We start from the raw sequence: 25,633 nt of genomic DNA on the forward strand, positions 1-25,633 counted from the left end.
AGTATGCGACGCTCTGTCCACAATCTGCGCAGCTACTTTCCCGTCATCAATATCCCCGTGCTGTTGCGCATCATGGGGCTGCTTCTTGTTATAGAGGCCGCCTTCCTGCTTGTGCCGCTCGCGACGTGTCTGATATACGGCGAAAGCGACTGGAAGGCTTTTCTGATAACCTTTGCCGTGACGCTTGCCACCGGTTCGGTCATGGCTTTTGCCATACATCCCACATCGCCATCCATGGGCAAGCGCGAGGGCTTTCTGCTCACGGCCATGGTGTGGGTGTTTTTCTCCACATTCGGCATGCTGCCGTTCATGCTTATGACCGACAGGCCGCTGAGTGTCTCCGACGCTTTTTTTGAGGCAATGTCGGGATTCACCACCACCGGAGCCTCCATCATGACCTCTATTTCCCATCTTAGCCACGGCGCGGTGATATGGAGGTCGCTCATGCAGTGGATAGGCGGCATGGGTATAATACTCTTCACGCTTGCCGTCATACCTATGCTCAATCATTCGGGGGGCATGCAGATGTTTAACGCCGAGGTCACGGGCATTACTCACGACAAGCTGCGTCCGCGCATATCTCAGACAGCCAAGAGCCTGTGGCTCATATATTTCACTCTGACGGTCATACTTTTCTTGCTGCTCTATGCGGGACCTATGGAGGAGTTTGACGCCGTGTGTTACGCGTTCTCCATAATGTCGACCGGCGGATTTGCCACTTCCGACGAAGGGCTGGGGCTGTGGCGCAGCGATTATATCGAAGCCGTCGCGACATTCTTCATGTTTATAGGCGGAGTCAGCTTTACATTGATTTACAGGGCCGTGCACCGTGATTTCAGGGCCGTGTGGCAGAACGATGTGTTTCGCACTTATCTCGGCATCATAGCATTTTGCTATGTGGTGTTTGCGGTGACAATATGGCTCAACGGCCAGGCTACATCAGTCAAGGCTGTCACGCTCGACCCGTTGTTTCAGATAGTGTCAATGATTTCGTCGACCGGTTTTGAGGTGCCTGAGTTCGGCTCTTGGGGCACATTCATACTGGCCATGGTCATCGTGCTGATGTTTTTCGGCGCGTGTGCCGGTTCTACGAGCGGCGGTGCCAAGATTGACCGTCTCATATATATGTTGCAGAACTGCCGCAACGAGATAGAACGGTGCATCCATCCCAACAATATCCTCACCGTACGTGTCAACGGCAAGGTAATCCCGCACGAAACGGTGTCGAAAGTCATCGCATTTCTGTGTCTCTACGTGCTTATAATCCTCGTTGGCGGCATCATACTTACAGCTATGGGGCTACCGTTGATTGACGCATTCTTCTCCACATTCACATGTATAAGCAACACCGGACTGAGTGCCGGAGTGACAGGTTACGGAGGCACATTCTCCATCATTCCCGATGGAGGCAAATGGATTTTAGCCATGATAATGCTCATCGGCCGTCTCGAACTTTTCACGGTGCTGCTCCTCTTCACCCCCGCTTTCTGGAAAAAATAAAGAGGATATATAAGGACATGGAATAAACAAAAGTCTTTCCCGTTACAAGGGAAAGACTTTTGTTTATTCCATGTTCTTATATAGTCTTAATCCTAAAGACGGTGTCTTACCGGAGTGATGGTGAAGGTGAATGTGTAGGGCGCGAAGGGGAGGCGGTAAGCCGGGAGGGGAAGTGCTCCCCAACTGTTGACACATCCGAGTCCCATCTGAGCATAATCGACAAGCACGTTGGTCACGTCATCGCGGTCAATCTCGCCCCAGTGGCTGTTGGGCTTTTCAGGACCGCCGTCAAGGGTCTCGATGGTGTAGTGCATGGCCGACGCGGAGAACGGGCGGTCGGATGTAAATTCCAGTCCGGAGCCTGAGGCGTCGAGCACGGCCCATGTGCGCAGGTCGGTGCGTGTGCCTGTCTCCTGCGGGCGGATGTAGGGATAAGCCTGCGAGTCGACGCTCTGTGTGTAGCGGCCGAGGTCGGAGGCTTGCTGACGGTCGGAATAGTTTTCGCCCGGGCCGCGTCCGTAGTAATCGACACGCTCAAAAGAGGCCGGCATCGGTATCTGCATGCCGAAGCGGAACATGTCGGAGGCTTTGGCTCCCTGCTCGGGTGTCATAGTCTCGACCACCTTGACGGCACCGTTGCCGTCGACAGTATAGGTGATTGAGAGTGTGGCGGGGATATTGCGCATGCGGTAGTCGGCCTTGACTATAGCTTTGCCGTCAAGCTCCTCGCTGTCGATGGAGGCGAGAGTCAGACCGGGGTTGAGCCAGGCGCGATATTTTTTCTGCAGACCTGCGCCATAGTCGTTATCGGTCGGAGCGCGCCAGAAGTTGGGGGTAATCTCGCTACCGTCCTTGAGCATCGGTTGTCCGTCGACGTCATAGCGCGATATATAGCCGTCCATCTCGCTGAAGGAGATAGAGAACTGAGGCCCGGTGACGGTGATAAATCCCGCTTTGCGTTCTACGGAAGTCACGGGCGCGTCAGAGAGCGAAGCCATCCTGACAGTCGCGGGTGAGAGGCGCAGTTGCTCGCGGGCCACGGTGGTGCCTGCGTCGAGCAGCGGAGCGGCCTGTTTGAGACGATAGTCAACGTTGAGCAGCCATTCGCCATCGCCTTCGGTCGGCCCGTAGGGCACGGCTATGACAGCGCGTTGCTGCGGGCCTGCATTGATGTCGGAGATATTGCCCGAGCGCACGGGGCGTCCGTCGCGCAGAAGTGTCCACTGCATGGCCACGTCAGAGAGCGGGGTGAAGAAGCGTTCGTTATAGACCTCCACCTTGCCGTCGGGCAGCAGGGTGGTGTGTATGTCCTGATAGACGCGCTGCACCTCATAGGCGTGGGGATTAGGCACTCGGTCGGGCGAGATGAGACCGTTGTCGCAGAAATTCTGGTCGGACGGGTCGGTGCTCTTGAAGTCGCCGCCGTAGGCATATATGGTCTTCCCTTCGGGAGTCGTCCAGCGTATCGACTGGTCAACGAAGTCCCAGATGAAGCCGCCCTGATATTTGGGATATTTGCGTATAATGTCCCAATATTCCTTAAATCCGCCCTGGGAGTTACCCATTGCGTGGGCATACTCACACTGTATCAGAGGCTTGGTGCAGGAGGGATTGGCCGAGTATTTCTCGCATGCGTCATAGGGATAATACATGGGGCAGAATATATCGGTCAAGCCTTGCAAGCCGGCCCGTTCATACTGCACGGGGCGTGTCGGGTCCATCTCCTTGACGAGCTTGTAGGCCTCTTCAAAGTTAGGTCCGTAGCCGGCCTCGTTGCCGAGCGACCAGATGATGACCGAGGGATGATTGCGGTTGGCTGCCACATTGCGGGCGTTGCGCTCAAGTGTGGGGATGCGGAAGGCCGGATGTTTGGCAAGAGTCTTGTCCTCATAGCCCATGCCGTGCGACTCGATATTTGCCTCGGCCACCAGATAGATGCCATAGCGGTCGCAGAGGTCATACCAGCGCGGGTCATCGGGATAGTGGCTGGTGCGTACGGCGTTGATGTTGAGCTCCTTCATGCGGCGTATGTCTTGAATCATACGTTCCACCGACACCACATATCCGCCGTCGGGGTCAAGTTCGTGGCGGTCGGCACCCTTGATGAGAATGGGCAGACCGTTGACAAGCAGTTGACCGTCCTTGATTTCGACGTGGCGAAAACCGACATTGATACTTATTACCTCAGGCTCACCCTTGCGCGGAGTGAAAGTGGAGGTGAGCGTGTAGAGAGCCGGCGACTCGGCCGACCAAGCCTCCGCGCCCGGCACCTCAATGGTCATTGAGGCCTTGCCTTTGCTCACTTTGGGCGACCCCTGGCCCACCACCTTGCCGTCGGGCGCGGTGAGGGTGACATCGATGCGTCCGTTGCCTTTCACGTCGGCCTCATAGGTGAGCAGACCGTCGCGATAGCCGTTGACCAGGTCAGCGTTGACACGCAGGTCGGCTATGCGGTTTTTCTCGCGCGCGTACATATAATTTTCGCGCGCGAGACCGCTGAGGCGGAAGAAGTCCTGATCCTCGAGATAAGTGCCGTCACACCAGCGGTCAATCTGGAGCGTAATCACATTGTCGTGTCCCGGTATAATATAAGGTGTAAGGTCATACTCCTGCGCGAGTTTGCTATCCTCGCCATAACCCACCTTTCGGCCGTTGACCCACACGGTAAGATTGGACGTCGCCGAGCCGAAGTGAGCTATTATATTCTTGCCCTTCCAGTCGGCCGGCACGGTGACATGGCGGCGATATGTGCCCACGGCATTCTCCTTGTCGGGCGTGACGGGAGGATTGTTTGCAAAATTTCCGCGCCAGGGATAGCCGACATTAAGATACATAGGCTCACCGTAGCCGCTGAGTTCCCACATGCCGGGCACCTGTATGAATCCCCACGACGAGTCGTCATAGCCTGTAGCGGCCACTTCGTCGCCGGGGCGGCCGGTGCGGTCGGGTGAGAAATGAAAACGCCAGGTGCCGTCGAGCGGCAGATAGTTGGCCGAGAGAGTCTTGTCGCCCTGCTCGCCCGCACGATAGGCAAAAAACGATGCGTGCATGGGCAGACGGTTGATTTCATTGACCTCGGGGTCGGTCCAGGCGGGGACAGCCCCCTGCGCCATGCCGGCAGCCGTAAGCAGCGCGGCCGTGATGAGATGTCGAGTCATGGTAAGGTTATGCTGATTGATAATAATTGGTAATAAATAGTGTAAATATACACATATAGACGCATTCCACACGTCCGACACCCAATTAAAGAATGTTAAAAGTGTAATTCCCCGGCCAATATGAACAGCAGAGGATAAATATCCTTGAGCAATTCGCGCAGACGGGGCTTGGCCCGCTGACGTATCACCTTGACCGTATTGACGCTTATGCCGAGAGCCTCGGCTATCTCCTCGCTTTTCATCTTGTCGATATAAGCCATGCGGAACACCTGGCGATAGCGGGGAGGCAACGAGTCGATAGCCTCGTGGATCATGCGTATTATCTCGGCCTGTACTATAGCGTTGTCGCAGTCATCGGCTGCGGGAGTGCTCTCCGAGTCCACCTCGCCGAGCCCTACAGTGCGGCCCTGCTTCTGGAGATGGTTGATACACCGGTTGCGCACCGCTATATATATGTATTGACGGAAATGCAGCTCCGACTCAAAGCTGACCTGCGACGATATAGCCTTGACAAAAACCTCCTGCACGATATCCTCGCACAAGCTCTCGTCATGAACTATATTCATTGCGAAATAGCACAAAGACTGATAATATTTCCGGAAATATTTCTCCATATTTTAGCCGAAGCAACTGTCAAAAGTAAAAAATATCTTGTATAACGGCAAACTTTTGTTAGAATTTTTGGCTAACAATCGTAAAAAGGAATAAAAATAAAAAAAATTTATATATTTTAGTAATACTTTTGGTTAATAAACATGTATTAGCATTAGAAGCATTAAGCAATGGAAGATCCGATAAAATTATCCGACCGCCTCTTTGAGCGACTGACCCGGAGCCACGACACCCCCGGACGTCCGTCGGCACCTGACGCCGACGTCGACGTCGACGGCCTCGACCCCGCGTTGCAGGCCTTTGTGCGTGACCTCCGCGACAAAGACTACGTCGACCGTCAGCTCAAGGCAATGGACCGCTTTGACGTCGATGCAGCATGGCGTGTAATCGGCGAAAATATTGATGACCAAGGTGTTATCCTCCCCTATAAATCAGCTCGTTCACATCGCCGCCACACCCTCGGCGGCTGGCGCAGATGGGTGTCGATAGCGGCCGTGATAGCAATCCTGGCCGGCATAGGAGTCTGGCATCACGAGTCGAAGATGGACATCCGCCACCCTCAGGTAAGCCCCGAGATAACCGCCGCTATCGAGCAGAGCGAGCAGAGAGGACTCACAGGGGCCATAATCGAAAAAAACAATATTCCGTCCGCACCGCCGACGCCCGTAAGCCCGCCGCCAGTACGCCCGGACACACCACCGCCGACAGCGACGACCGCACTGTGGCCGACATGCTTCAGGCAATCAAAGTCACCACCTATCACGACAAAGAGTTCTGGCTCACACTCCCCGACGGCTCGCTCATACACCTCGGCCGCGACACCCGCATCGTCTATCCCGAACGCTTCGACATCGACAGCCGCGACGTATATCTCGAAGGCGAAGCCTACTTCATCATCGCCCGCAATCCCGCCTGCCGCTTCGTGGTCCACACCCCCGTAGCCACCACCACAGTCTACGGCACCGAATTTAACGTCTCGGCCCGTAGCGACACCCTCTGCTCCGTAGTGCTCGTCAAAGGCAGCGTAGGAGTCACCTCCTGGTCGGGCAACGAGCAGATGCTCTCCATCGGAGAGCAAGCCGTCATCAGCGACGCCGGCGACATCTCGGTGAGCGAAGTCGACCTCACCCCCTACGAAGCATGGAACACCGGCCGGGTCGACTTCACCGGCTGGCCCCTGCGGCGGGTCATGGACGTCATAGCCCGATGGTATGGCATGACAGTCATTTATGACAGCGACGACTACTCGCAGATAGAAATAACGGGCAGCTTCAACAAATACGACACCCTCGGCCCGACACTCGAAGCTCTCTCGACCATTACAGATCTTACCATACGGCAACAGGGAAATACCATCAACATATCCGCACCTTAAATTTCTGACATAGAGTACTTAGAAATTATCAATCATTATTTTTTATAAACCAATCATTTATTAAACGCAATTGCATGAGAAAGTTAATAGCATTAATGCTTAGCGTAGCCGTGACATTGTTCAGCTACGCAGCTATGGCTGCCTCGTCGCCCGACACACAAGTCACGCTCGACTGCGTAAACCAGTCGGCCGACAAAGTGCTGAAGGAAATCGAAAAACAGTCGGGGCTCAACATCGTCTACAAGAGCGAGACGGCTGCCAAATGGCCCGCAATCACCATCCGCACCACCGGCACCGCCGGGCAGGTCATCAAGGAAGTGGCCGCAAAACTTGGTGAAAGCTACAAGATTAACAACAACATCGTGACCATCGGCGGCGACACCCGCGAGCCGGCCACAAGCATCATCAATGGCGTGGTTATGGACTCGGAGGGCGACCCCCTCGCCGGAGCATCCGTATGGTTTAAAGACTCGCCCAAGACCGCCACAGCTACCGACCTCAACGGTATGTTCACAATCTCGGCCAAAGGCAAGAAAAATCCCACACTCGTCTTCTCCTTTATCGGCATGAAGCGCGCCGAAGTCAAATGGAGCGGCAAGCCCATGACCGTCTATCTCGACGACGACACCAACGTGCTCGGCGACGTCGTTGTCACCGGCTATCAGGTCATCGACAAGCGCGCATCCACCAGTGCCATCACCTCCATCAAGGCCGAAGACATCATCCGTCCCGACGCTATCTCCATCGACCAGATGCTCGAGGGACAGGTGCCCGACCTCATGTTCATGTCCAACTCGGGCGAGGCCGGCGTAGCCCCCAAGATACGTATCCGAGGCACATCATCCATCATCGGTAACCGCGAGCCCCTCTGGGTAGTCGACGGTATCGTAGTCAACGACCCCGTGCCCATCTCGGCCGAAGACCTCAACGACCCTGACTACGTCAACCGTATCGGTAACGCCATCGCAGGCCTCAACCCCCAGGACATCGAGCGTCTCGACATCCTCAAGGACGCCTCGGCCACAGCTCTCTACGGCACCAAGGCCGCCAACGGCGTAATCGTTATCACCACCAAGCGCGGCCGCGAAGGCAAGCCCCAGATACGCTACAATAACACCTTCACCTTCAAGCGTCGCCCCCACTACTCCGACAAGGATGTCGACGTCATGAACTCAAAGGAGCGCATCCAACTCTCGCGCGAACTGTTTGCTGACAGATACCAGTATAACTTTCGTTCGGCAATGGTAGGTTACGAAGGACTGATGTATCGTCTGTGGAATAAGGAAATCACGCAAGAGCAGTTTGATAGCGAGCTTGCTTATATCGAGACTGTCAATACCGACTGGTTTGACCTACTCACCCATGACAGCTTCTCGCAGCAGCACAACGCAAGTGTCTCGGGTGGCGGCGAGCGCGGCACCTATTACGCCTCACTCGGCTATACCGATAATGATGATGTGATCAATAACACTACCAATCGCCGTTACAGCGCGATGGTCAATCTTGATGTCAACTTCTCCAAATGGTTTTCAGCATCATTTGGCATCAACGGTAATGTCAATGAACGTAAATACAACCAGGAGAGCATCAACCCTGTCAACTATGCCTATTCGTCAAGCCGTGCTATCCCGGCCTATACTCCGCTCGGGCAGCCTTATTATTACAAAAAGCTGCAAAACACCTCGGGGTATGGATTTAACTTCAATATACTCAACGAGCTCGAAAACAGTTATAACCATCAGGACCAGTCGTCGTTCACTTTCAACGCCAACCTTAAATTCCGTTTTACCGACTGGTTGCGCGCATATGCCATATTGTCATACACCCGCAGCAACACAGATATGGAAAACTACTGGGGTGAGCGTACATGGTATGCGTCAGAGTTGCGTAATAGTGAATATGGAGCTGAACCGTCATCCAACAGTGTTATGCCTCAGGGTGGACAGCTTACCACTAACCATGTTAAAAACACCAGTTGGACAGCCCGTCTGCAACTCGACGCCAACAAGTATTTTGGAGAGGACGAGATACACAACATCAGCGGCGGTCTCGGTTTTGAAGCTCAGTCATCCAATTATAAGGGTTACAACCGCACCGACCGTGGTTACTATCCCGATCGCGGCATGACTTTTGTGTCAGGTATCGATCTGGAAAAATATCCCGACTACATGGCCTGGATTTCCAATAATGTCCCATCGCTGTCCGACGGAAAGACCAATATGGTGTCGGCCTATGCCACCGCAAGCTACAGTTGGCGTCGTATGGTATTTCTTAACGCCAACGCACGTATCGACGGCTCCAACAACTTCGGTGACCGTTCCAATGACAAGTTGCTCCCCATATGGTCTGTATCGGCTTCGTTTGACCCCGCACAGCTTGGCTTTATCAAGCAGCAGACATGGCTTGACCGTTTCATTCTCAAGGCCTCCTATGGTTTCCAGGGCAATATGCTCAGCAGCCAGTCGCCTGTGATGATTATCCAGAAGGGCCCGATGGACAGCTATTTCGGTGAGTTCACCTCAACAGTAAGCCGCAATCCCAACCCCGATCTCAAGTGGGAGAAGACCACAAGTGTCAACTTTGGCATCGACCTTGCCTTCCTCAACAACCGTCTCGAAGTCGAGGGCGATCTCTACTTCAAGCGTACCAAAGACGCCTTCATGACCAAGAGTATCTCGACGGTCAACGGCTATAGTTCGTACGTGGTGAACGGAGGCAATATATCCAATGACGGTTACAGCATCTCTGTTACAGGACGTCCCATCCAGACTCACGACTGGCAGTGGAGTATCTCAGGTTCATTCTCTCGTGTAATCAACTCTATGGAGACCCTCCCCGCAGGTGAATCCTACGAATTGGCCGACTTCCTCAACGGTAACGCTGTGGTCAAGGGACAGCCTGTGGGCACATTCTATTCCTATCGTTTCCTCGGCCTCAGTCCTGTTGACGGCGGACCCATGTTTGACGACTGGTATGATCATATGCAGGATCTCGTAGGACTTAGCAAGTATGACACATATACCAATGTGCTTGTCGCCACCGGTTCACGCGAGCCTTACATGTCGGGTAGCTTCAGCACCCGTCTCCGCTGGAAGCGTCTTTATTTCACCGCTTCGTTCAATTATAGCCTCGGTGCCAAGACTCGACTTTTCGGCATGTATAGCGCGGGAGGTACTGCTGATGGTGCGACAATCGCTACCGCCGGTGAAATACGCCCCGAACTCAATCTTAGCCGCGATTATCTTTACCGCTGGCTCAATCCCGGCGACGAGGCTTACACCAATATTCCCGCAATCATTGCCCATGGCCATTCAAGCTACTTCAAGTATTCCAATCACTGGTCGACCGGTGGCGGCTCCAATGAAGGAGAGGCTGACAACATCCAGATATTGGCCGACAACTACTGGGACATGTATGATTACAGCGATGCGCGTGTGGTCAGTGCCGATTATCTCAATCTCGCTACCATCAATCTCTCCTATGAGATACCCGAACAATGGGTGGCTCGTTTCGGACTTTCGCGTCTCGAGATTCATGCAGCCGGCAATAATCTCCACACCTGGTGTGATAAGAAGCTCAAAGGGCAGACCCCCACACAGGGCGGATTTACCACAATCCAGCTTTCCAACCGTCCGAGCTATTCGTTTGGTCTCAATGTCACATTTTAAATCCTGACCGAAACAATGAAAATATTTAAGAAAACTATCATATATACAGCCTCGGCTCTTATGTTCGGGCTCACATCCTGTTCCGACTTCCTTACAGAATATTCCCAGGATCTCGCCAAGGTAGAAGGATGGCAGGACCTTGATGAAGTGCTTCTCGGCAGTGGCTATCTTCAGCCAAAAGGTATGTCGGCAAGCGGACGTGCCGGAGATGACATAGACTGCCTCCACTTTATGGGCGATGAACTTATTCAGTCTCAGCTTAATAAAGAGGATTCCCACGGCTATATTCAATCTATGTATTCATACTATACATGGCAGCAGGAGATTGGTTATAACGAACTCTACAAATACGTGGGAGGCGATGACGCTTATTGGAATAAGATATACTCCAGGATAAATGTCTGCAATATGGTCGCCTATCTTATTGACGAGCAGCCGGAGTATTCCGATGATGATGTGGCCAATAAACGCCGTATCAAGGGTGAGGCATTTTTCCTGCGCGGAGCATATTACTTCCTCCTTGCAAATATGTATGCCCAGCCTTACGATCCCGCCACTGCCGCATCCACTCCGGGTGTGCCTGTGAAGCACAGTGAGATTATCGAAGACAAGGAGTATAGCCGTGGTTCGCTTGCACAGACCTATGAGAGTATTCTGAATGACCTGTCTCTTGCAGAGGAGTTGCTTCTTAATGCTCCGGTCAAGACTCTCCACCGTGCCACATATCCTGCTGTGCTTCTGCTTAAGAGCCGTGTCTACCTCTATATGCAAGACTGGAAAAATGCTGCTCTCTACGCTTCCAAGGTGCTTGACTGCAACAGTCGTCTCCTCGAGCTCCGAGGCAAGCGTCCCGGTGACGATTGTGTGTATCTTTCTTCGCCCGAGACTCTTTTTTCTATGGGCGGTTACGCCATAGCGGCTGAATTTAGTGACGGATATAGTATTTGGGGGCCTTATAGCCCGGCATATCTTGTCTCGGACGATATGGTAAATTTATATGCCCATGATGACTTGCGCGGTACGTTGTATATAGGCAAATCAGAGGAGTTGGGTATCGGTCCCGTCTTTATTAAGCGTAACGGTCAGTACAGCAAGAGGAGTACTACTTCCGATGTATCGAGCACGTTCCTATTTCGCACTCCCGAGGCTTATCTGACCCTTGCCGAAGCTTCTGCTTTTGACGGCAATGAGACTCTTGCCCGCAGCACTATGGAATCATTCATGCGCACACGCTATTCTTCGCCTGTGACTGTCGACCAGACAGGGAACGACCTTATCGACCTGATACGCGAGGAGCGTGCTCGCGAGTTTATCCTTGAGGGACACCGTTGGTTTGACTTGCGTCGTTACACCGTTTGCCAGCCATATCCCTGGTCAAAGATCATAGAGCATGGACATTGTTACTATAACTATAATGATATAGATCATATAGAAGTGTTCCGGCTCGAGAAGAATGATGCCGCCTACACTCTGCCCATACCGCGTCCGGTTAGAGAATTTCAGGCTTCGCTCGGCAACAATCCGCGTCCTGTGCGAAAAATCATACGTACAGAAGAGCCGGATATGGATGACGACGATGATGATGATTGGGACTGGTGATTTTTATAAATAACAGGTTAAATACAGAATATAATGAAGAAAACTATCATATACGGACTTCTTGCAGTCATAGGCCTGTCAAGTGTGGCCTGCTCTGATGACGAGGAACTGCTTGAGCCTACCCGCATAGAAGATAATCACTATCGCGTGTCAGATGACGAGACCGGTCCCGAGGCCGATTTACGCAGGGAATTTTTTGACAAGACTAAGGTCAATCTGCTTTTCTCCAATATTTTGCGTCGTACTTATGTCGGCAAGGATGCTTTCGGTGATGACGTGTGGCATGAAGAGACAATTGATTTCAACTACAACATAACCAACTATGGCGTCTCTCTATATGATTTTGAGTTCTTTGATACAGATGAGGAGAAAATAGCCGCGGCCGAGTTTGTCGAGAAGTGTATTCTCGACCATTTCTCAGAGCCACTGCGTCCGTTCTCGGTGCTTGCTGCCAAAAAACTGCTGTACGCCAAATATGATTATCTGAAACTTCAGCCGGCCGGCACGTTTGCCAATATGAGTTGTCGGGCTATAAATGTAGGTGATGTCATGGACATGTCGATTGAAGAGGCCGATGATTTCTATAAGAGTGTGCGCAAGACCATGTTGTTGTCAATGATTAGTTATCGAGACGATGCCTTTGAGGAATACCGCGAATTGGCCGGCCAGTATGCCGGAACAAGAGTGACAGATGTCATTCCCGACTGGGATGGCACTGACGAGACACTCCTTTATGAGTATGGTTTCCTGCAGGTGAATTTTTCATGGAATCCTCCTCAGTATGATACATTCTGCGACATGCAGTATGATTTTGAATACGACTTCTATCCTATGGTCATGGATTATTCACCTGAGGAAGTGGAGGAGATGTATGGCGACTATCCTATGATTATTCAGAAATACAATGCTGTGCGTAATGGCATTATGAGCCTCGGATATGTGTTTTGATTACATTCCCAATTTAACTAAGATTCGATTATGAAGAAAATATTATATCTGATTATAGCTTTGCTGCCTGTGGCTTTTGCCTCATGTAGTGATGACAATGACAAGGTGACCGCCCCCACAGCATCCGGCACTATGACCGACGATGAAGGCAACGAGTATGGCTGGGTGCGCATCGGCAATCTTGACTGGACCACATCTAACGCGCGTAATGGTGTGCCAATGTATGAATACACGTTTTTTGATGAGCAGTGGTGGACTACACCGCTTGAAGGTCAAGAGGATTATGTAATTAATGAGTATATGCCGGTTTACGGTAATTTGCTCACCTGGGAGGATGCTATGGCTTGTGTGCCTGACGGATGGAGAATACCTACCGATGAGGACTGGAAAAATCTTGAACGTGCACTTGGTTCTGACGATGTTGACACCTACGGTCTCAGAGGTAATGTGGGTGAGGCGTTGATGGCCAAAGACTCCGGCTCTCAGCTTGGACTGCTCCTGGGCGGATGCATGATCGGAGTCAGGTCATTCGGATGGATCAATAAGAACCTCGATAGAATAAAAGAATATGGCTACTATTGGACATCCACAGTCGGTGAAAACAAGAGCGGCAAAGAGACTGCTTATTACCGCAAAGTGATATTCGGCAACAACGGTGTGCAGCGCAGTGCGATCGAGCAAGGCTCGCTTCTTAATGTCCGTTGGTGTCGTGACGCAAAGACAGATTGATAAATTTTTGGTTTAGATGTAAGGACATAAGTCGTGCGCGTATGCGATATACTCGTGGCTTATGTCCTTATTTTCAACGATAGTGTTTATTCCATAATTATTAAAATTTATGAAATGTTGTATTAAACCGCTGACACTTGCCCTCACTGCAGTCTGTGGCTTGTCGGCAATGGCCGCTGACCGCTTTGTCATTAGCGGCTCCATACCCGGAGTCAATGATTCCATACGAGTGGTGTTGATGAATGTCGAGCGCGAGAATGCTGAAAAAATCGCCGAGACGGTCAGCACCGACGGCTCGTTTAGAATTACAGGGACGGTAAAGATGCCGACTCTTTGCAGATTGTCGGTATATCGCAAAAGCAATTTCCCTGTGACACAACCTCGCCTTATGGTCGAGAACACCGATATGAAAGTGCATTTCACGCAGCCTCTCGACAGTGTCGGTGCCTCATATGTACCAGAGACCATGGTCGAGGTTCAGGGCGGTGACGCTGCTCGTCAGTTTGCCGAATATATCGGTGCTTGCTCTGAGGCCGAAAATGCGGCTATAAATGCCGAATACCGTCATGCTGAGAAGTATTTCGAAACCAATGATAACCCCGACACAATGGCTGTCTACAAGGCCAGGGTAGATGAGACCGCTGCCCGACTGAGCCGCATGAAACGCGGGTTTATCACAGAGCATCCCGACTATCACATCTCGTCAGTGCTCGTGTTCAAAGAGATGATGAAGACATTTGTCTATCACGAGGACGAGCTTGTTGCTATGGTCGAGAGCGTAAAGGCTTGTCCCGACACAGCTCGTATCAATCTCAACAGCCGCGCGCTCGACTGGAGCAGAAATTATTGTCTCGGACGCGTCTACTCTGACTTTGCCCTCACTGACGACCTGGGGGCCGTGAAGCATCTTGCCGACTATGTGGAGTCAGGAAAATATACGTTTATAGACTTCTGGGCCTCGTGGTGTGGCCCGTGTCGCGACGCCATACCCCACGTACGTAAGATTCGCGAGCTATATGCCGACAGGATGAATGTCTACAGTATTTCGTGTGACGAGAGTGAGCCGGCATGGCGTAAGGCTATGGAGAAGGAAAAGATGGAGTGGACCCAGTTGCGTCTGACTCAGGACCAGCTCGGAGCCGTAGGTCGGCACTATCTTCTTTCGGCTATTCCCCGCCTGATACTCCTCGATCCGCAGGGGCGTATAGTATGCTCGACCAATCTCCCTGCCGAGATTGACAAATATCTTGAAGAAAATCTGAAATAATCTGAAATAATCTGAAATAAATCGAATAATCATGACAAAAACAGTATTATTGACTTTGGGTTGCGCTATGACGGCCCTCTCGGCATTTGCGCAGGACGGCTTCACCATCACAGGTAAATTCCCCGGACTCAAAGCCGGCTCCAAGGTCGAGCTGGTCAACGCTGACGGCCGTGAGCAGAAGAATTGGTATAAGATTGACGGTGCCGTGGAGCGAGACGGTGAGTTTGTTATCAAAGGCTCTGTGGAGATGCCCATGCTTTGTGAGGTGCGCATCTCTCCGCTTGATGGCTCGGCGGTCGATGGTGTGAATGACAGACTCTTTCCCCTCATGGTCGAGAACATGGCTATCGAGACCTCGGCCGCACATATCGACAGCGTACCCCCCAGCTTTTATTTCGGCACTTCAGGCTTGTATCAACTGAAGAATGTCACCGTCAAGGGCGGTGAGGCTCAGAAGGAGTATGAGCAGTATCAGGCGGCGATGTTTCCCTATGACATAGCGGCCCGACAAGCCCACTACAATCTTTATATAGATGAAAACCGCGACAAAAGCGACGAGGGCAAGGCACGCTTGAAGGAGGCTTACGATGCTGCCAACAAAGCTCAGGTCGAGGCCGATGAAAATTTTATCAGTGAACATCCGGCCTATCACATCAGCATGCTCAGATGGGGGCAGAAACTGTCAGCTCCGTTTCAGTACTCCAACGACGAGCTCGACGCCATATGGGCCAAGGTGAGCGGCAACAATTCGCCTGCACGCGTGGCCAAGATAAAGGCCGTGATTGACAAGGCGCGTAAGTTTGTGCGCGGTCAGCAGTATGCCGACTTCCCCGCGCTCGACCCCGAGGGCAAGGAGGGACGCTTCTCCGACCAGTTCGGCAAAGACCGTTACACCATGGTCGACTTCTGGGCCTCGTGGTGCGGTCCCTGCCGCATGGCCATCCCCCACGTGCGTGAGCTCCATGAGAAGTATGGCGACCGTCTCGGCATCGTGGCCGTGAGTGTCGACGAAGACCCTGAGGCATGGAAGCTCGCCATGGAGCAGGAAAAGATGACCTGGCCCCAGATGCGCGTGGCAAAGGAAAATTTCAAGGACGTGACCTCTGCCTACAACTTCAGCGGCATCCCCTTCATCGTGCTCATCGACCCGCAGGGACGCATAGCCTTTGCCGGACATGACCCCGTGAAGGTCTCTGAAATTCTCTCAAAAGTTCTCTGATAAAAAAAAGAATCATAGTGACATAGAGAAATAGAGAAATATAAGAGTTTTTTATTAATTTTGAAGGTTGAATACCGACCCCCTGTGTGACGCAGGAGGCGATATTCAACCTTCTTATTTTACACCATTCAATCTCTTATCATATGAAGCCGTTATATCTTACCCTGGCATTGCTCATCTGCTCATGTTTCACACACGCACAGATAGTCTCGCTCCCCTATGGCGCGAAAATCACAGTCGACACCCTCACCACTGAACTCACGGTCATCTCCCCCGGAGTGGTCGAGGTGACAAAGTATATAGGCAGCCGTCCCGGCACCTCCACCCCTAAATTGCAGCTCGGAGACTCTACCTTGCCCGACTCGCTCGCTCGCACCGAAGGGGGCGGCAAACTCAAGATTGACACCGGCCGCTTCTATGCAGCCGTCAACGCCAAGGACGGCAATGTATCCTTCTGGGACTATGACGGTAATCTCATCCTCGCCGAGCAGCACCGCTCGGCATCGCTGACACCCTCGGGCAAAAAAGACCGTTACGACGTGCGTCAGGACTTCCAGATAGGCAAGTCGCAGGCCGACTCCATCTACTGCGGCACACTTCCCCCCTCCAAACGCAAAAATCTCAAAGGCTCCCGCGTGGCCTTCGGCGACAAGGCGGCCGGCCTCCCGCAGCGTATCGTCTCCACCGACAAAGGTTACTCCATACTCTGGAACACCCCCGGAAATGGCGGACACATCGATGACACCCCCGGCCGTCAGGTCAAAAAGCCCGGCGACGTCACTTTCTCCTCCCCCCGCACCACGGCCATACAATATTACTTCCTCCTCCGATAGACAAGAGGGTGCCGTGAAATTATAACATCCTCGAAATAACAGGCAAAGAGATACACCCGTCGCCACGGCTGTATCTCTTTGTCGTTTTGAAACTTTTGTATCTCTTTGTTATTATGCTGAAAATTGTCTAACTTTGCATTTCAATTTCACATCCTTAGTATATGGGACTATTTGACCTGTTTTCGCGCAAGAAAGAGAAGCAGGAGACCCTTGATAAAGGTCTCGAGAAGACTCAGCGCGGATTCTTTGACCGCATATCTCACGCCATCGCCGGAAAATCGACCGTCGATGACGACGTGCTCGACAACCTCGAGGAAGTATTCGTTACCTCCGACGTGGGTGTCGACACCACGCTGCGCATCATCGAGCGGCTCCAGGCCCGTGTGGCCCGCGACAAATATGTCGGAGCCTCCGAGCTCAACCGTCTGCTCTGCGAGGAGATTTCAGAGATGCTCGCCGAGAACGGCGAGAGCTCCTCGCTCGAGGACTTCACACTGCCCCTCGGCAACCGCCCCCATGTAATTATGGTGGTGGGTGTCAACGGTGTCGGCAAGACCACTACCATCGGCAAGATGGCCGCACAGTTCAAGCGTGCCGGCAACAAGGTGATGCTCGGCGCGGCCGACACCTTCCGTGCCGCCGCCATCGAGCAGCTCGAGGAGTGGGGACGTCGCGCCGACGTGCCCGTGGTGAAGCAGAAGATCGGGGCCGACCCGGCTTCAGTGGCCTTTGACACACTCCAGAGCGCGATAGCCAACAATGTCGATGTCGTGATTATCGACACCGCCGGCCGTCTCCACAACAAGAAGGGACTCATGGACGAGCTCTCAAAGGTCAAGAGCGTGATGCAGAAACTCGTGCCCGACGCACCCCATGAGGTGCTCCTCGTGCTCGACGGCTCAACAGGTCAGAACGCTTTCGAGCAGGCCAAGCAGTTTGTGGCCGCGACTCAGGTCAACGAGCTCGCCATCACCAAGCTCGACGGCACTGCCAAGGGCGGTGTGGTCATAGGCATCAGCGACCAGTTCAAGATACCTGTAAAATACATCGGCCTGGGCGAGAAAATCGACGACCTGCAGGTGTTTGACAAACGTTCGTTCGTTCAATCACTTTTCGGCGATAAGAAGTGATGTCGGGCTCCGTAGCTGTAATATCGCTCGGGTGCTCCAAAAATCTTGTCGATTCGGAGCGTCTGATGAAGATGCTCGAGAGCGTTGGCTACAACGTTGTCGAGCCTGACGACACATTTCTGTCATCCGATGCCGAGAAGCACGTGGTAATCAACACCTGCGGCTTCATCGGCGATGCCAAGGAAGAATCAATCAACGAGATACTCCAATGGGCCGAACTGCGTGCCGACGGACGCATACAGGGCCTCTACGTAATGGGATGCCTCTCGCAACGCTATCCCTCCGAGCTGCCTCCCGAAATCCCCGAGGTCGACCGCTGGTATGGCAAGACCGACTGGCCCGCGCTGGCCACCGACCTGGCCCGGCTCCATCCGGCTTCGCTTCCCTATGACCGCGTGCTCACCACGCCCCGCCATCACGCCTATCTCAAGATAGCCGAGGGGTGTGACCGTTTCTGCGCCTTCTGCGCCATCCCGCTCATAACCGGCCGCTACAAGTCGCGACCCGTCGAGGAGATTGTCGAGGAGGTGCGCATGCTTGTGGCCCGCGGAGTCAGAGAGTTCAACGTCATAGCCCAGGACCTCACGTCCTACGGCCGCGACCTCTACGGCCGCGTGGAGATAGCTCGCCTCGTCGACGCCATAGCCGACGTCGAGGGGGTCGAGTGGATACGTCTCCACTACGCCTATCCCAACGAGTTTCCCATGGAGCTGCTCGACGTCATGGCCTCGCGTCCCAACGTCTGCCGCTATCTCGACATAGCACTCCAGCACATCTCCGACAAGGTGCTTGCCAACATGCGCCGCCACATCACGGGCGCGGAGACCCGCGCGCTCCTTGCCGAAATACGCCGCCGTGTGCCCGGCATACACCTCCGCACCACTCTCATGGTAGGTTTTCCCGGCGAGGGCGACGAAGAGTTTGCCGAACTGATGGATTTCGTGCGTGAGCAACGCTTCGAGCGCATGGGAGCGTTTGCCTATTGCGAGGAGGACGACACCTATGCCGCCCGCCACTATGCCGACTCCATCCCCGACGAGGTGAAGCAGGAGCGTCTGAGCCGGCTCATGGCCTTGCAGGAGGAAATCTCCCAGGAGATACAGGACACCAAGGTGGGCACCGTGCAGCGCGTCATCATCGACCGCGAGGAGGCCGACTGCTACGTGGGCCGCACGCAGTATGACTCGCCCGAAGTGGACCCCGAGGTGCTCATCCAAAAGACAGTCCCGCTAACCAAAGGTACATTTGCAAACATAAAAATCAAGACGGCCTACCCCTTTGAACTTGCAGGGGAGCCCTGTGACAAATGCTGATAACTACGCTTCAGGAAGAGGCCGTCAACGAGTGCCTCCGACACAACATACCCTTTGTCATCTACGCTCTGCCCGACTGTGACAGGGCGCGCTTCATGGCGTCGCTCCCCGATGACAGCGGCGAGTCGCACGCACCCGTGGAGGATGCCGCCGCCGACAGTTTCTTCATAAGCCGCTTTGCCTCCGACGAGCCTTACATGGCCGGAGTCGTGTCCGACATGGATGAGGCCGCCCTCATCGACTGGGTGGCCGCCCATCCCGAGGCCCGTTTTGACGGCTGCCAGGAGCGTCCCTATCTCACCTCGACACGCCGCGTGAGCTACGACGAGGCCTTTCGTGTAATGACACGCCGGCTCAGAAAAGACGGTGGCAAAGTGGTGCTCTCGCGTCATAAATCGCTCTTCTCGGCCACCTCGGTCACCGCTACGGCCGACGAGTATTTCTCGTCCATGCCCGGAGCGTTCCGCTACATGAGTTTCACTCCCGAGACAGGCCTGTGGCTCGGAGCGACGCCCGAACTGTTGCTCGAGACCGTGCCCGGCTCGGACGAACTCCGCTCTATGGCTCTGGCCGGCACACTGCCGGGCGACGGCAATGACGCCTGGAACAGTAAAAATCTTGACGAGCACCTGCTGGTGGTGAAATTCATAAGCGATGTGCTCGCCTCTCACGGTCTCGAAGTGGAACGCACAGCTCCCGCCGACCTCCACACCGGCACCGTGACACATCTCTGCACCCATATCACCGGCCGCGGCACCGTCAGAAGTGCCGGAGCCATCATCAACGACCTCAATCCCACGCCCGCGGTGGCCGGATGGCCGCGACCGATAGCGATAGCCGAAATCGACGCTCTCGAGACACACCAGCGCAGATGTTACAGCGGCATAGTTGGCGTCAGGACCGAAGGCCGGCTGCACGTGTTTGTCAACCTGCGGTGCGCTTTCATAGCCCCCGCCACACTCGACGGCCGTGACGGATGGGTCTACAATATCTATGCCGGCGGAGGACTCATGCCTCACTCCACTCTCGACGAGGAATGGGACGAGACCTCGCGCAAGATGCAGGCCCTCTGCAACTGTCTGTACGACATAACCGAAAATCCGATCGAAGCACAATTCTGACACATCCCCCCCTTCCATACTTACGCCTACAATGAAAAAAGGTAATCCGACGCTCATCATACTCCTCGCCATCGCCTTCATAGCCATCCTCTCTTTTCTCCCCCTCTCCAGATGGAGCGGAGGCCGCATCAAAGACTTCTCGCTGATAAGCGACATACTCAAGGAAATACACCTCATAGACCATACCAATCCCGAGCAGGAGCAGATAGACCCCGAACTGCTCAGGGCCATGCAGGAAGCCGAGGCCCGCAATCCTCTGACGGCAAGCGACTCGGTGCTCTCCCTGCCCATCGACACAATAATCCACGCGGCCAAGGCTCCACGCGAGGGCGACCTCGTGATTCTCGAGGATTACACCACCGACCAGGTGGGACTCATACAGCTCAAAAACGCTCTCGACAACGGTCGTCTGGCACGCATAGCGGTAGTGGGTGACAGCTACATCGAGGGTGACATCTTCACGCAAGACCTCCGCGAGCTCTTCCAGACCCAATACGGCGGCGAGGGTGTGGGCTATGTGAGCATGCACTCCGACTTCCCCGGATTTCGCCGCTCGGTCAAGCAGGGGGGCTCGGGATGGAAGACCTATATGGCCAACAAGAAAGCCGACTCCCGCTATCTCGACCTGGCCGAGCAATACTCCATACCCTCGGGCAACGCCACAGCCACCTACGAGGGCACAAAGGCCTTTGCCCACACCGGCTCATGGTCGCGCACACGATTCATGTTTATAGCTCCTGAAAATTCCATAATCTCTGTTAAAACCTCCGACTCGGAGTGGGAAGAGCGCAATATCACCGCTGCCGACACCGTTCAGTGCATAGAGATTGAGGGGACCACCTCACGCTTTGAGCTCAAGACCTCCTCGCCCAAGCTCGTGGGCCTGGGCGTATGGCTCGACGGAGAGAGCGGCGTCAGCCTCGACTGCATGTCGTCACGAGGATTCTCAGGCATAACGCTTACCAAAATCAATCCTACGCTGTGTCGCGAGATGGCCGCCGAAATCGACTACAACCTCATAATCCTTGAGTTTGGCATCAATGCCATGAGCTCGACCCAAAAGGACTATTCCATCTACTCGGGCCGCATGGTCGAGGTCATCAACCATGTGCGCAAATGCTACCCGCGCGCCGACATCCTCGTGATGGGTGTGGGTGACCGCGGCGAGAAGCGCGGAGGCGTCGTAAGGTCAATGGCCACCGCTCCTGCGATGATCAACGCCCAGCGCGACGCGGCCCGACGCGCCCACTGCCTCTTCTGGGACACCCGCGAGGCCATGGGCGGCGAGGATGCCGTAGTGCAATGGTGTGACGAAGGTCTCATCAACAAGGATTACATACACATGACCCACAAGGGGGGCGCACGTCTGGCCGACGCCCTCTATAAAGCCATCCGCCACAGTCTGCAATGAATATCACTTTAGCCAAAATACTCCTGTCGGCTGTTTTTGCAGGGACTCTTGCCGTCCCCGCAGCTTTTGCCGTCAACCCGTCGGAGCCCGACGCCGAGACCGTCGAAATGCTCACGGGTGAGGTGGTCATACCCGACGAGGCCACCGACATCGACATAGCCATCCCGTCGTTCATACACCGCAACGCCAACCATATAATACTCAACGGGGCCGACTGGTCACAGCTACGCAACGCTTTTCTCGCCAGCGGCGACCGCCCGGTGTCGATAGTACATATAGGCGACTCGCACGTCCAGGCCGACATCAGTTCGGGCACCACACGCGAACTGCTGCAATATGACTTCGGCAACGCCGGACGCGGACTCGTGAGCCCGCTCAAGATGAGCGGCACCAACCAGCCCAACGACTATGTGTTTCAGAGCCGCAACTCCTGGAATCCCGTCAAGCTCATGAGCCCCACATGGCGTCAGACCATGGGATTTACCGGCACCTCGATATGTCCCATGACAGCCTCGGCCGAGATTACCATAGGCACCTCCGACCGTGACGATTACGATCCGTTCCGTTCGCTCACACTCTTTCACAACGGCAGCCTGACCGTCAAAAGCGTGACCTCAGGCTCAGGCGAGAAGCTCGATTTCCGTGCCATCCCCTCGCACGACTACACCCAGATAATGCTCCCCTCGCCCCAGACCCATGTCACCATCGACTTCACGTCGGCCGGCGACCTTACCGTCTACGGGGCCATGCTCTCGGGCGACCGTCCCGGACTGTTCTATCACGCCATAGGCAACAATGGCGCGGCCTATGAGACCTACAACCGCATAGGCAATGTCGGAGCCGGCATTGCACCGCTTTCGCCCGACCTGATAATTATCTCGCTCGGCACAAACGAAGCATTCGGCAAACTCAACACCACGTCGTTCAAAAATTCTGTTGACAGGCTTGTCAAAAACATACGTGCCGCCAATCCCGACGCCCTGTTGCTGCTCACGACACCCATGGAGTGTCACCGCAGCGTGGCCACGACCCGAAAGGTCAGGGTAAAAGGCAAGAACGGCAAGCGTCGCACCGTCAACCGCACATCGCGTTCCTACTCGGTCAACCCCAACATTGCACCTCTGCGCAACGTAATCCTCGACTATGGCAAGGAGCACGGCATCGCCGTCTATGACTGGTATGAAGTGGCCGGCGGACGCGGGGCAAGCTCCTCGTGGATCAGCAACAAACTTTTTGCCAAGGACCGCGTGCACCACACCGTCAAGGGCTACAATATCGAAGGCCGACTGCTGTACGACGCCCTCATGGACGCTCTGCGTTAAGTATTAAGAGTTTAGAGTTAAGAGTTTAAAAGTTTAAGGGGAGATTCCTCTCAATGGAAACATTCTTTTCACATCTCACCGGGCTATACAATACCCTCCTCAGCCTGCTTGACGGTCTCGGAGTCGACACCGACCGTCTCGCCGATCTTCTCCTGTATGACAGCCGTCAGCCGCTGCTGTTCAACACAGGCCTGTTTCTCGTGCTCTTCAGCGTGTTCATGCTCGTCTACCGCATGCTGCGCCCGTGGCGTGTGGCCCGGATGCTGTTCACGATACTCTTCTCGCTCTACTTCTACTATAAAGCCTCGGGCGAGTGTTGCCTGATACTTCTCGGTGTGGCCGTGAGCGATTATGTGCTCGGTATGTGCATGCAGATGGCACGCACCATCACGCGCGGACGCACGGCGGCGATGCGTCTCATCGTGGCTGTCAACGTCACCGTCAACATCGGGTTACTGGCCTATTTCAAATATTTCGGCCTGCTCATCTCCACCATCAACGACTTCTTCACCACCCATATCGACCCCATCAACGTGCTGCTCCCGGCGGGCATCTCGTTCTTTACATTCCGCTCCATAAGTTATATAGTCGACATATACCGCGGCCACTCCGACGCGTGCCGCAATCCGCTTGACTATCTGTTTTACCTCACCTTTTTCCCGCCCCTGCTGGCTGGTCCTGTGGTGAGGGCCAAGGATATGCTTCCGCAGATCAAGGCCAACCCCGTGGCTACGCGCGAGATGACATCCGAGGGCATATATCTCATAATACTCGGCATCATCAAAAAGATGGTCATCGCCGACTTTATCTCGGGCAACTTTGTCGACCGCGTGTTTGACAACCCGGCTCTTTACAGCGGCTTTGAAAACCTCATGGCTTCGCTCGGGTTTACCATACAGCTTTATTGCGATTTCTCGGGCTACAGCGACATGGCCATAGGCATAGCCCTCCTGCTCGGCTACCGTTTCAAGGAGAACTTCAACGCACCCTTCAAGGCGGCCAATCCCACCGAGTTCTGGCACCGCTGGCACATATCGCTCTCCACCTGGCTGCGCGACTATGTATACATACCTCTCGGCGGCAACCGTTGCTCCAAGGCCCGCTCATATTTCAATCAGTTTGCCACTATGGTGATAGGCGGCTTCTGGCACGGAGCGTCGTGGATGTATGTGATATGGGGTGCTGCTCACGGAGTGCTGCTCGTAATCCACAAGATGACCCGCGGACTCCTCCCGGCCGGCACTGTCACCGAGACCGTAGTCACCGAGTCGGGGCAGGTGGAGATGGTGAGCGTGCCGTCGAGAATGGCCCCTGTCTATCGTGTTGTCAACATGATAGTGACCTTTCTGCTTGTCTCGGCCATCTTCATGCTCTTCCGCGCCCGTTCGATGGAGGATGTCGGCATGATGTGGCACCAGATTATCCACGACTTTCATCTCTCCGTCGCGCCACAGTTTATCGAGAGCTACATGACCATAGTGCTCGCCATGTGTGTGGGCTACTTTGTGCACATATTGCCCTCATCTGTGACCTCGCCCGTCAAGCGCGGATTCATGGCCTCACCGGTCATAGTCCAGGCCATCGCGCTCGCACTCATCCTCTTTGTGGCCATTCAGGTGCGCTCAAGCGACATCGTGCCGTTCATCTACCTGCAATATTAGCCGACGGGGGCTGTCACAGTATGTCGTTCATCATTAGCCAAGCCGGCCCCAGCGGGTCTTGGGCTTTGTCATACGTGCGGCTATACGGCGGGCACGACGCGATTTAAGCAACGCCGACAGTTTGGATTCAGCTTTTTCGGCCTCTGTGTCCACGACATTTTCACCCCGGGCGGCTGCGTGGTTACTGTCGGTTTTCACATTCTTCGGAGAGAGATTTTGGCGTGTGTCGGCAGGCTTTTCGGAGCGGCGTGCACGCATACGGGCCTTGGCCGAACGTGCCATGGCAAGGTCTATCTCAAAACGCAGCATGCCGAACACCATCACACAATCGGGCGTGAGTTCACTGTCATATGTATCTCTGTTGCCGTCAAGATAGCTGTCGAGTGCGGCAAGCATGGCCCGGCGTTTGGCTGAGTCTGTGACTACGATATGGATTCGTTCGACAAAACGCATATAGGCTTTATTTGACACAGGGCGGAGGATAGCTGACTTTTTCATGACAAAAACGGTGTTAAAAAGTTATATCGCAAAGTTACGGCCCGTGATGCTCGAAAAGGTGCGATAATGTCGCGTCGCATGCGCCTTAAACAAATAAAAAAGCAAGCCGAAATATCAGTGCATATATCATAGGAGTAAATGTAGCGACAGGAGAGGTTGTTGCAGAACTATTTCTCAAAAAAAATAGCAAAAGCCTCAACTTTCACAAGCTGAGGCTTTTTTATGTCCATAAAGTTTTGTAACTTTATGGTATTCAAAACTATTGAATA

Annotated in this window: 18 protein-coding genes; 15 read left to right on the plus strand and 3 right to left on the minus strand. The window is 54.0% G+C overall.

The window, feature by feature from the left end; all coding sequences use genetic code 11:
• Nucleotides 1–3 precede the first annotated feature (3 nt).
• Complete coding sequence (locus QGT73_RS07575; protein WP_280122040.1) at nucleotides 4–1,500, plus strand: TrkH family potassium uptake protein; 1,497 nt, start codon at nucleotides 4–6, stop codon at nucleotides 1,498–1,500.
• Nucleotides 1,501–1,592: 92 nt separating this feature from the next.
• Here QGT73_RS07575 and QGT73_RS07580 read toward each other — a convergent pair whose 3' ends face one another.
• Together QGT73_RS07580 and QGT73_RS07585 are read right to left on the minus strand one after the other, a co-directional pair.
• The gene (locus QGT73_RS07580) at nucleotides 1,593–4,658 is read right to left on the minus strand and encodes a glycoside hydrolase family 2 TIM barrel-domain containing protein (RefSeq protein WP_280122041.1); all 3,066 of its coding nucleotides are present in this window, start codon (nucleotides 4,656–4,658) and stop codon (nucleotides 1,593–1,595) included.
• A gap of 95 nt (nucleotides 4,659–4,753) precedes the next feature.
• Nucleotides 4,754–5,272, minus strand: a complete 519-nt coding sequence (locus QGT73_RS07585) for an RNA polymerase sigma factor (protein WP_280122042.1) — start codon at nucleotides 5,270–5,272, stop codon at nucleotides 4,754–4,756.
• A gap of 728 nt (nucleotides 5,273–6,000) precedes the next feature.
• Here QGT73_RS07585 and QGT73_RS07590 point away from each other — a divergent pair.
• The 14 genes from QGT73_RS07590 to QGT73_RS07655 all read left to right on the plus strand — a co-directional run bounded on the left by QGT73_RS07590 (nucleotide 6,001) and on the right by QGT73_RS07655 (nucleotide 24,866).
• The gene (locus QGT73_RS07590) at nucleotides 6,001–6,645 is read left to right on the plus strand and encodes a FecR family protein (RefSeq protein WP_280122043.1); all 645 of its coding nucleotides are present in this window, start codon (nucleotides 6,001–6,003) and stop codon (nucleotides 6,643–6,645) included.
• Nucleotides 6,646–6,719: 74 nt separating this feature from the next.
• Nucleotides 6,720–10,313 (plus strand): SusC/RagA family TonB-linked outer membrane protein, encoded by a 3,594-nt coding sequence (locus QGT73_RS07595; protein ID WP_280122044.1) that lies wholly within the window; start codon nucleotides 6,720–6,722, stop codon nucleotides 10,311–10,313.
• A 15-nt stretch (nucleotides 10,314–10,328) separates the two neighbouring features.
• A complete protein-coding gene (locus tag QGT73_RS07600; RefSeq protein ID WP_280122045.1) occupies nucleotides 10,329–11,912 on the plus strand; it encodes a RagB/SusD family nutrient uptake outer membrane protein in 1,584 nt (527 codons plus the stop codon).
• A 33-nt stretch (nucleotides 11,913–11,945) separates the two neighbouring features.
• A complete protein-coding gene (locus tag QGT73_RS07605; RefSeq protein ID WP_280122046.1) occupies nucleotides 11,946–12,860 on the plus strand; it encodes a hypothetical protein in 915 nt (304 codons plus the stop codon).
• 30 nt (nucleotides 12,861–12,890) lie between these two features.
• Complete coding sequence (locus QGT73_RS07610) at nucleotides 12,891–13,589, plus strand: FISUMP domain-containing protein (RefSeq protein ID WP_280122047.1); 699 nt, start codon at nucleotides 12,891–12,893, stop codon at nucleotides 13,587–13,589.
• A 109-nt stretch (nucleotides 13,590–13,698) separates the two neighbouring features.
• The gene (locus QGT73_RS07615) at nucleotides 13,699–14,856 is read left to right on the plus strand and encodes a thioredoxin-like domain-containing protein (RefSeq protein WP_280122048.1); all 1,158 of its coding nucleotides are present in this window, start codon (nucleotides 13,699–13,701) and stop codon (nucleotides 14,854–14,856) included.
• Nucleotides 14,857–14,887: 31 nt separating this feature from the next.
• Entirely contained in the window at nucleotides 14,888–16,075 is a 1,188-nt protein-coding gene (locus QGT73_RS07620; protein ID WP_280122049.1) for a thioredoxin-like domain-containing protein, read from the plus strand.
• A gap of 143 nt (nucleotides 16,076–16,218) precedes the next feature.
• Nucleotides 16,219–16,908 (plus strand): hypothetical protein, encoded by a 690-nt coding sequence (locus tag QGT73_RS07625; RefSeq protein WP_280122050.1) that lies wholly within the window; start codon nucleotides 16,219–16,221, stop codon nucleotides 16,906–16,908.
• A 161-nt stretch (nucleotides 16,909–17,069) separates the two neighbouring features.
• Entirely contained in the window at nucleotides 17,070–18,038 is a 969-nt protein-coding gene (gene ftsY / locus QGT73_RS07630) for a signal recognition particle-docking protein FtsY (protein ID WP_280122051.1), read from the plus strand.
• Nucleotides 18,035–19,351 (plus strand): 30S ribosomal protein S12 methylthiotransferase RimO, encoded by a 1,317-nt coding sequence (rimO, locus tag QGT73_RS07635; protein WP_425278391.1) that lies wholly within the window; start codon nucleotides 18,035–18,037, stop codon nucleotides 19,349–19,351. The genes ftsY and rimO overlap by 4 nt, the downstream gene beginning before the upstream one ends.
• Nucleotides 19,345–20,472: a chorismate-binding protein gene (locus QGT73_RS07640; protein ID WP_280122053.1), complete on the plus strand. Its 1,128-nt coding sequence runs from the start codon at nucleotides 19,345–19,347 to the stop codon at nucleotides 20,470–20,472. Before rimO ends, QGT73_RS07640 begins: the two co-directional genes overlap by 7 nt.
• 31 nt (nucleotides 20,473–20,503) lie before the next feature.
• Nucleotides 20,504–21,883 (plus strand): SGNH/GDSL hydrolase family protein, encoded by a 1,380-nt coding sequence (locus QGT73_RS07645; protein ID WP_280122054.1) that lies wholly within the window; start codon nucleotides 20,504–20,506, stop codon nucleotides 21,881–21,883.
• Entirely contained in the window at nucleotides 21,880–23,205 is a 1,326-nt protein-coding gene (locus QGT73_RS07650; RefSeq protein WP_280122055.1) for a GDSL-type esterase/lipase family protein, read from the plus strand. The genes QGT73_RS07645 and QGT73_RS07650 overlap by 4 nt, the downstream gene beginning before the upstream one ends.
• A gap of 53 nt (nucleotides 23,206–23,258) precedes the next feature.
• Nucleotides 23,259–24,866: an MBOAT family O-acyltransferase gene (locus QGT73_RS07655; RefSeq protein WP_280122056.1), complete on the plus strand. Its 1,608-nt coding sequence runs from the start codon at nucleotides 23,259–23,261 to the stop codon at nucleotides 24,864–24,866.
• 33 nt (nucleotides 24,867–24,899) lie between these two features.
• Here QGT73_RS07655 and QGT73_RS07660 read toward each other — a convergent pair whose 3' ends face one another.
• Nucleotides 24,900–25,364: a hypothetical protein gene (locus QGT73_RS07660; RefSeq protein WP_280122057.1), complete on the minus strand. Its 465-nt coding sequence runs from the start codon at nucleotides 25,362–25,364 to the stop codon at nucleotides 24,900–24,902.
• Between the last annotated feature and the right edge of the window lie 269 nt (nucleotides 25,365–25,633).

This window comes from Duncaniella muricolitica, assembly GCF_910574735.1.
In the GTDB taxonomy this organism is placed as follows: Bacteria; Bacteroidota; Bacteroidia; order Bacteroidales; family Muribaculaceae; genus Duncaniella; species Duncaniella muricolitica.